Source organism: Gemmatimonadota bacterium (assembly GCA_026705765.1).
Taxonomy (GTDB): domain Bacteria; phylum Latescibacterota; class UBA2968; order UBA2968; family UBA2968; genus VXRD01.
In genome coordinates this window covers 1-8273 of sequence record JAPPAB010000164.1, presented here as the reverse complement: position 1 = coordinate 8273, position 8273 = coordinate 1, and the positions used below count along the sequence as shown (strand labels likewise).

The following is an 8273-nucleotide window of genomic DNA, read 5'->3' as shown; positions in this document are numbered from 1 at the left end:
CCTCCTCACGCCAGGTGATGGGGTGGCCGTAGCCCTGTCCGGAGGTCCTGACTCCGTCACCTTATTCGATCTGCTCCACCGCCTCAAAGCAAAATGGGACCTAACACTTTATATCGCGCATCTCAATCATCAACTTCGACCCAATGCCGAAAGCGATGCCGCGTTTGTCAAACAGATCGCCCGAAACTATCCCGTCTATATCGGAAAGGAAGATGTCCTGCAGCGAGCAAAAAATAAAAAACAATCTCTCGAAGAAGCAGCGCGCGATGCGCGACGGACATTTCTCAACACCGTAAAACAGAAAACAGGCGCAAATCGGATCGCGCTTGGCCATACAAAAAGCGATCAGGCAGAGACCGTTCTGTTCCGACTTGTTCGAGGTTCAGGACTCACCGGATTGGGAGGCATGCGTCCAATTTCAGAAGCCTGCTGGATTCGTCCCTTGCTCTCAATTTCCAGATCGGAAATTGAATCTTATGTACACACCCGCAATTTGCAGGTGCTGCACGATGAAACAAATAGCGATCCAAAATTTCTGCGCAATCGCATTCGCACAGACCTGATACCCCACCTGCAAAAGGCGTATAATCCCCAAATCGAAGACCTCCTTTCGCGTTCGGCAAACCTGCTGCAGAATGACGATGCACACCTCGAAAACATTGCGGAACAGGCACTTTCAGAAATCCTCCTGTACCGCGACAGTCGAAAATTTATCCTTGATGTTAAGCGGTTTTTCGGTTATCATATATCACTTCGGCGCCGCTTGATTCGAAAGGTGCTCTTTGCCCTCCAGGCCAGTGCCGAAGCCGCGCGTTTCCAGGTTGTTGAACGCATTCTCAAAATTTCTTCCACTCCTGGAAACAGCATTCAAATAACGCCAGAAATCTCAGCTTATCGCGCGCATGAGACACTCATTATAACCCAACCCGCCCGAGCTTACTGCTTTTTGGTTGAACCCGATGTGCCGCTCGATATCAACGGCAAATTCTCAATAAACATATTAAACCGGGTCAACCATGAGCACCTGCGAACGGTGTACAACTGCCACAGCAGTTCAAAGACAGCGAAACACACCGTCTTTTTTGACCTGGACCAACTTCCCAACCAGGCGTTGTATCTCCGTTCACCCAGGCCGGGCGACTGGTTTCACCCTTTTGGCATGCAGGGGAAAAAAAAAGTCAGCAGATTGTTGGGCGACAGCAAAATACCCCGCCCACTGCGCGGTGAAATACCACTGCTGGTGAGCGGTGCGACCATTCTGTGGGTCGCCGGCCTTCGGCGTTCACAGATCGCACCTATCACACCAGATACCCGGCGCGTGCTCAAAGCAACCTATAGCAGCATGATCACACAATGCGAAAAGAGGCATTTATGACCGACCCCAAAGACAGGGACTCGAAACCGGATGAAGAAACACAGTCATCCGACGAGACACCTGATCGCGCTCCCACACAGCCTGAAGATGACGCGCCTGCAGAACAAAAAGAACGGCGCCCCAATTTATCAGTGCTCAATCGGGATAATGCTGATCGCAATGGGGCTTCGGAGAATGGCAAGCGGCCCTGGCGGCACATCTCTAAACCCCTGGCTTTTTGGATATTTTTTGTCCTGGTTGCCATCTTTGCATCCAAATTTTTTGGCAGTGACCCCTCCAGCGATGTCGTACTCAGCTACAAAGAGTACAAAATGCTCCTCGAAGAGGGAAAAATCCAGAGCGCGATTATTATTGAAAACGAATTTCACGGCCGTCTCGTGGCAGAAGAGCTTACCCCACCGGGGCGAAGACAACAGCACACCTTTCGCGAGTTTGTCGTTGACCTTGGCGTCGTAGATGCCAAGACCATCGAAGAATGGCTCAAATACGGCGTTGACTTTCGTTTCCAAAAACCCTCCAACTGGCTCAACATATTTTTTAATTTTTTGCCCTGGATCCTGTTCATAGGGCTTTGGCTTTTCATTTTGCGCCAGATGCAAGGAGGTCCCAAAGGCGCATTCAGCTTTGGAAAAAGCAAGGCGAAGCTCGTCTCTGAAGACAAAGCCAAAATCACATTCAAAGACGTTGCAGGCGCCGAAGAAGCCAAACAAGAGCTACAGGAAATTATCGAATTCCTTAAGGATCCGCGCAAATTTCAACGTCTGGGCGGGCGCATCCCCAAAGGCGTACTCCTTGTTGGCCCCCCGGGCACGGGAAAAACGCATATGGCTCGCGCTGTCGCAGGCGAAGCGGATGTCCCATTCTTTTTAATGAGCGGCTCAGATTTTGTCGAAATGTTTGTCGGCGTTGGTGCCTCGCGCGTGCGCGATCTCTTTGAACAGGGAAAAAATCACGCCCCGTGCATCATCTTTATCGACGAAATAGATGCTGTGGGACGGCACCGCGGCGCGGGTATTGGAGGCGGTCACGACGAACGCGAGCAAACCCTCAATCAACTCCTGGTTGAAATGGATGGTTTTGAATCCAAAGAGGGCCTCATCCTCATCGCAGCTACCAACCGTCCCGACGTACTCGATCCCGCTCTGTTGCGCCCCGGGCGCTTCGACCGTCAGGTCGTGGTGGATCGTCCCGACATCAGGGGACGCGAAGGCATTTTGAAAGTCCACACCCGCAACACGCCCCTCTCCGACGACGTCAACTTACAGGTGCTGGCTCGCGGAACGCCCGGACTGGCAGGCGCAGACCTCGCCAATCTGGTCAACGAAGCCGCTCTGATGGCTTCCAGAAATAATCGAGACCGCGTAACCATGAACGATTTTGAAGATGCCAAAGACAAAGTCATGATGGGTGCAGAGCGACGCAGCCTTGTCATTACCGACAAAGAAAAACGCCTCACGTCCTATCACGAAATTGGTCACGCGCTGGTTGCCAAACTCATCCCGGAAAGCGATCCCCTACACAAAGTGACCATCATTCCTCGTGGGCGTGCCCTCGGTGTCACACACACCCTGCCCATCGACGAACGCCACACCTATCCCCAGAGTTATTGTGAAGCAGTTCTCGCTTACGCATTGGGGGGAAGAATTGCCGAAAAACTCGTTTTTGGCGAAATCACAACAGGCGGACAGCAAGACTACCGCATGGCCACCAATCTCGCCCGGCAGATGGTTTGCGATTGGGGCATGAGTCCAAAACTCGGTCCCATTGCTTATGGGCAGCAAAACGACGAAATATTCCTCGGCCGCGAAATGGCACAACGTCGAGACCACAGCGACAGAGTAGCCGAAATGATCGACGAGGAAATCAAAAACTTCGTACTCAAAGCCGAGTCCCGCGCCGAACAATTGCTCAGTGACAACATCGACAAAGTCCACATCCTTGCCGAGGCGCTGCTCGAATTTGAAACCCTCGACGATGTACAGCTCGACCAATTATTAGAAGGCAAAACACTCGAAAAACCAGTCGAGCCTGCAAAACAGCCAGAAGAATCGAAAGAAGAACGGGAAGACCAGACATCGGAGAAACACACCCCAGAAGAAGAAAAACAGCCATCGGATGACTAAAAAGAGAGATGGCGGTTGCCATCTCTTTTTTTTTCGCCTTACCCCATGAAAAACACACGCCCTATTTATCGGCTTTCATGCTGCGGCACACCCTTCCAATTGGGCCATCGAACACTCGTAATGGGCGTTCTCAATGTCACGCCAGACTCGTTCTCAGATGGCGGCCTTTATCTTCAACCGCGCAAAGCGATTGAGCGGGCACTGGCACTGGTTGAAGCCGGTGCCGACCTGATCGATATAGGGGGTGAATCATCCCGTCCAGCCGGGCCTTATGGCAAGGGGGCGCCTGTCGTCTCTCTAAAAGAAGAGCTGGAACGCACCATTCCCATTATTGAGGCCATTGCCCCGCAACTCGACGTACCCATCTCCATAGACACGACCAAAGCCGAGGTCGCCCGACAGGCCATAGACAACGGCGCAACCATTGTCAACGACATCAGCGCCCTGCGTTTTGATGCCAGCATGATACACCTGATCGCAGAAACGGGAGCCGCTGTTGTCCTTATGCACATGCAGGGAACGCCCTCAACCATGCAGCAGAACCCGCTGTACGACGATGTTGTATCCGATATTCTCGCCTTTTTAAGCGCACAAATCAACAGCGCAGAGGTAATGGGTATTTCCCGATCCCAGATAGTGATTGATCCCGGGCTGGGATTCGGCAAAAAATACGCGCATAACATCGAAATACTCGCCCGACTATCCGAATTCCACACGCTGGGATACCCCCTTCTCATAGGTGCATCTCGCAAGCAATTTACCGCGCCCCAAAGCCGCCCTCAGGAGCGCCTGCCGGGTAGCATTTCTGCAATCACATTGGGCGCAGTTGCAGGAACTCACATTGTAAGGGTTCACGATGTCGCAGAAACGGTCCAGGCATTGGCACTATCGGACAGCATTTCCCGTATTGATTTGTGAAACGCCTTGACATCACATGGCAAAACCCTGTAGATTTTCATAAATAATATCTCGACCTAATTTCACGCTCCCAAATGTCGATGGACTATATATCTCTTCGCCGATGGCTGTGTATCATCGGCCTTCTGTTCTTTTTTTTCGCGCTCCCCAGAGCCTATTCCCGGTCTATTACACTCGAAGAGAGTTTGCAGCACGCGCTATCGCACAATGAAGACCTGCTAATAGCGCGCGAAGATCTGAAAAAATCGCGCCAACGGGTTCGCCATGCAGTAGCCGATGTTCTCCCCCAACTCGATATCACCATGCAGTACACGCGCAACTGGTTGCTGCCCACCTTTTTCTTTGAAACACCGGTAGGCCAACAGCAATTTACCGTAGGCGCACACAACAATCTCATCGGCACGGTTGGCATTCGACAATCCATTTGGGGTGGGGGCAAATCCTTTTCAGCTATGCGCGCCGCGCGTCTGTTCCGACAATTCTCAGAAGAAAAAGTGCGCGCTGCAAAGCAGCAATTACACACCCGGGTCGAAACGGCTTTTTACGACCTGCTATTGGCTGGAGAACTCACGCGCGTCAGCAAATCTTCTGTGGCGCGCGCACGCGCAAATTTCGAGCGCGTCGAAAAACTGCGCGAGGCAGGGCGCGTATCAGACTATGACTTACTGCGCGCACAGGTGCAGGTCGCCGAATTGCTAACAGACTCCATACGCACGGAAAATGCGCGTGTATTGGCAGATCTCGCGTTCAAAAACCAGATCGGCATTGCCCCCAACGAATCCATTATACTTCGTGGGACTTTCCGCGAAAAATCCCACCTTTTATCTGCCAACACAGAGACAGAACTAATTGACCTCTCAATGCAAAAGCATCCCATTATACGTCAGTACTCCCTCGAGGTCGCAATGCTCCAGCACGCAGAGACCATTGCCCAATCAGAATCCCGCCCAACCATAGATTTGATTATCAACGGCCAGTGGCAGGCGCAAAAAAACGAATTTGATTTTGTAAAAGACGATTTTCATCAGAGCTGGTTTTCGGGCATCGCCATCAACATTCCCATTTTTGACGGCTTTCGCACAAATGCACAGGTTGCGCAGGCCCGCACAGACACGAGGCAAGCAGAACTCGTACAAAAACAAACCGAGCGCGACATGCGTTTCAACATCCTGCAAGCGTGGCGCTCTTTTCTCGAAGTTCGCGCCAGAAAAAGCGCGCAAATACAGGCTGCTGATCTCGCCCGTCGAGGGCTGCAAATCGCGGAATCGCGTTACGAAAATGGCGTTGGCACCCAAATCGAAGTCATCGATGGACAACTCACTTTACAACGCGCCGAAGCCGAACTCGCGCGTGCAAAACGGGACCTTGCAGTCGCCCTCGTGCATTTAGAACTCAGTGCGGGCATTTTGGGTGAGGAGAATAAACCATGAGCTTGTACAGGCTTTTGATACCCAGTCTTTTAATCGCGATCAATCTGGGCTGTGGCGACGAATCTTCGGCACAAAAAGAAATGCCATTAGAGCGCACCACCAATGTATCTACATTTGCGCTCAAACCCGATTCCCTCGTCCAATACAGCAGGCTATCTGCCACGGTAAAAGCCTGGCGCGATGTGATCGTTAATGCGCTCGAATCAGGTGAGGTCACCGGCACGTACAAAGATGTGGGCGATTACGTCAAAAGCGGGGAGGCTCTCGCACAACTCAACATGGAACTTCTGCAAGCCGCATTGATCGAAGCCGAGGCCAACCTCAAATTTCAAGCCTACAATTACGAGCGCAGCAAACAACTTTTCTCGGAAGGATCCATCTCCGAACAGGCGTATTTTGCCACAGAATACGACCTACAAAAAGCCAAATCAACGGCACAGACCTTAAAACATCGGCTCTCTTATGGGCGGATACAAGCGCCTTTTTCGGGCCATATCGCAAAGCGGCATGTCTCACAGGGGCAACATATCGCGCAGGGTGACGCAACATATCGCATCGTTCAAACCGACAGCCTGCGCGTTGCGGCCTGGGTAGCCGAGAGCGAAATCATCGACTTTGCCAAAGGCAGTCTCGTCACCCTCGTCCTCGATGCCCTGCCAAACCAGATTTATGAGGGCACAATCGCCCATGTTGGCCCGGCAGCAGATACAGACCAGCGGGTTTTTCCCATTGAGATCCACCTGCCCAATCCAACAGGGCATATTCGCCCCGGCATGATCGGCACGCTGAAAGCCATGCGTCGCATTCACCAGCACGTCGTCGTCATTCCCCGCGAAGCCATTATCGAACGCGAAACCGGGCCCGTGGCCTTTGTCGTGAAAGACAACATGGCCCTTTTACGTCCGCTCAGTCTGGGGCCATCAGAAGCCGACCGCGTCGTCGTCCAAAAGGGGCTTTCCTTTGGCGAACAGATCGTCGTCAAAGGTGGGCGAGACCTCATTGATGGCGACCGCGTGGCAATAAAATATGCGGAACCCCTTCCATGACCATCACTGCATACGCGCTCAAACATCGCATCACCGTTTATGTCTTTGTCGGCATCCTGATCATATCGGGTATCTCGGCTTATCTGTCGCTTCCCCGCGAAGCCGCGCCAGATATTACCATACCCCTTATCATCGTCAGCACACCCTATATCGGCGCCTCGCCTCAAGATGTTGAAAACCTCATCACCCGACCCCTGGAAAAAGAACTTCAATCCATTGAAAACGTCAAAGTAATCCGCTCGAGTTCGGTCGAAGGTGCTTCGTCAATCACAGTCGAGTTTAATCCCAATACCGACATTGACAATGCCCTTCAGCGCGTCAAAGACAAGGTCGATCTGGCCAAGGCAGAATTACCCGATGATGCAGAAGACCCCGTGGTCCTCGAAGTCAACTTTTCCAATATCCCCATGATGATCGTCGCATTGTCGGCCGACTATGGGCTTATTCGGCTCAAAGAAATTGCCGAAGACTTCGCCGATCATATCGAAACTATCCCTGGCATCCTCGAAGTACGCGTGGTGGGTGGTCTCGAACACGAAGTCAAAGTCGATGTCGATCCCGACCGCCTCGTCGCCTACAAACTCGCCATCCAGGACGTAATCGAAGCGATTCAACGCGAAAATTTAACCCTTCCCGGCGGCAGCGTGGATATGGGCGCATACAAATACGCCGTGCGCGTGCCTGGCGAGCTTGAAACCGTTCCTCAAATTGGCGACCTCCTCATCAAAGCGTCGCAGGGCCGCCCGGTCTATATTCGCGATGTCGCCGATGTCGTATATGGGTTTAAGGACCGCACAAATTACGCCCGCCTCAACCACAAACCCAGTGTGAGCCTCGAAATTGTCAAACGCAGCGGTGAAAATCTAATTGCCATTGCCGATCAGATTAAAATCGCGCTCGACGAATTGAAACCCACCCTTCCCGCAGGCACACAAATCACCATCTTGGGCGACCAGTCCGAAGACATTCGCCTGATGGTCAAAGACCTCGAAAACAATATCATATCTGGCCTCATCCTCGTCATTCTGGTACTCCTCTTCTTCCTGGGCCTCCGCAATGCCTTTTTTGTCGGTATCGCCATTCCCCTCTCTATGCTCATTGCCTTTGTCATTATCTCCATCATGGGCATCACGCTCAATATGATCGTTTTATTTAGCCTGATCCTCGCACTCGGCATGCTCGTCGATAACGCCATCGTCATTGTCGAAAATATCTATCGCCATCGGCAAGAAGGCCAATCGCCCATACAGGGAGCGTTGGAAGGCACGGGAGAAGTTGCATGGCCTGTGATCACTTCAACACTGACGACATTATGTGCTTTTGCACCCATGATTGTCTGGCCAGCATTAAGGGCAAATATTTCATAAATTCGCCCAAAAAG

6 protein-coding genes are annotated in these 8273 nt (G+C 52.1%); all 6 read left to right on the top strand.

The genetic code is table 11. The annotated features are described in order from the left end of the window. Positions 1–1375 (top strand): tRNA lysidine(34) synthetase TilS (gene tilS, locus OXH16_20880; GenBank protein MCY3683862.1); only part of this gene is annotated, 1375 nt, incomplete at its 5' end. Further along, the gene (gene ftsH, locus OXH16_20875) at positions 1372–3498 is read left to right on the top strand and encodes an ATP-dependent zinc metalloprotease FtsH (protein MCY3683861.1); all 2127 of its coding nucleotides are present in this window, start codon (positions 1372–1374) and stop codon (positions 3496–3498) included. The genes tilS and ftsH, both read left to right, overlap by 4 nt. Positions 3499–3543: 45 nt before the next feature. Further along, on the top strand, positions 3544–4416 hold the full coding sequence (gene folP, locus OXH16_20870; GenBank protein ID MCY3683860.1) for a dihydropteroate synthase: 873 nt from the start codon (positions 3544–3546) through the stop codon (positions 4414–4416). Positions 4417–4496: 80 nt separating this feature from the next. Continuing rightward, entirely contained in the window at positions 4497–5846 is a 1350-nt protein-coding gene (locus OXH16_20865; protein MCY3683859.1) for a TolC family protein, read from the top strand. Continuing rightward, the gene (locus OXH16_20860) at positions 5843–6892 is read left to right on the top strand and encodes an efflux RND transporter periplasmic adaptor subunit (protein ID MCY3683858.1); all 1050 of its coding nucleotides are present in this window, start codon (positions 5843–5845) and stop codon (positions 6890–6892) included. The genes OXH16_20865 and OXH16_20860 overlap by 4 nt, the downstream gene beginning before the upstream one ends. Beyond that, complete coding sequence (locus OXH16_20855; GenBank protein ID MCY3683857.1) at positions 6889–8259, top strand: efflux RND transporter permease subunit; 1371 nt, start codon at positions 6889–6891, stop codon at positions 8257–8259. Before OXH16_20860 ends, OXH16_20855 begins: the two co-directional genes overlap by 4 nt. Positions 8260–8273 lie beyond the last annotated feature (14 nt).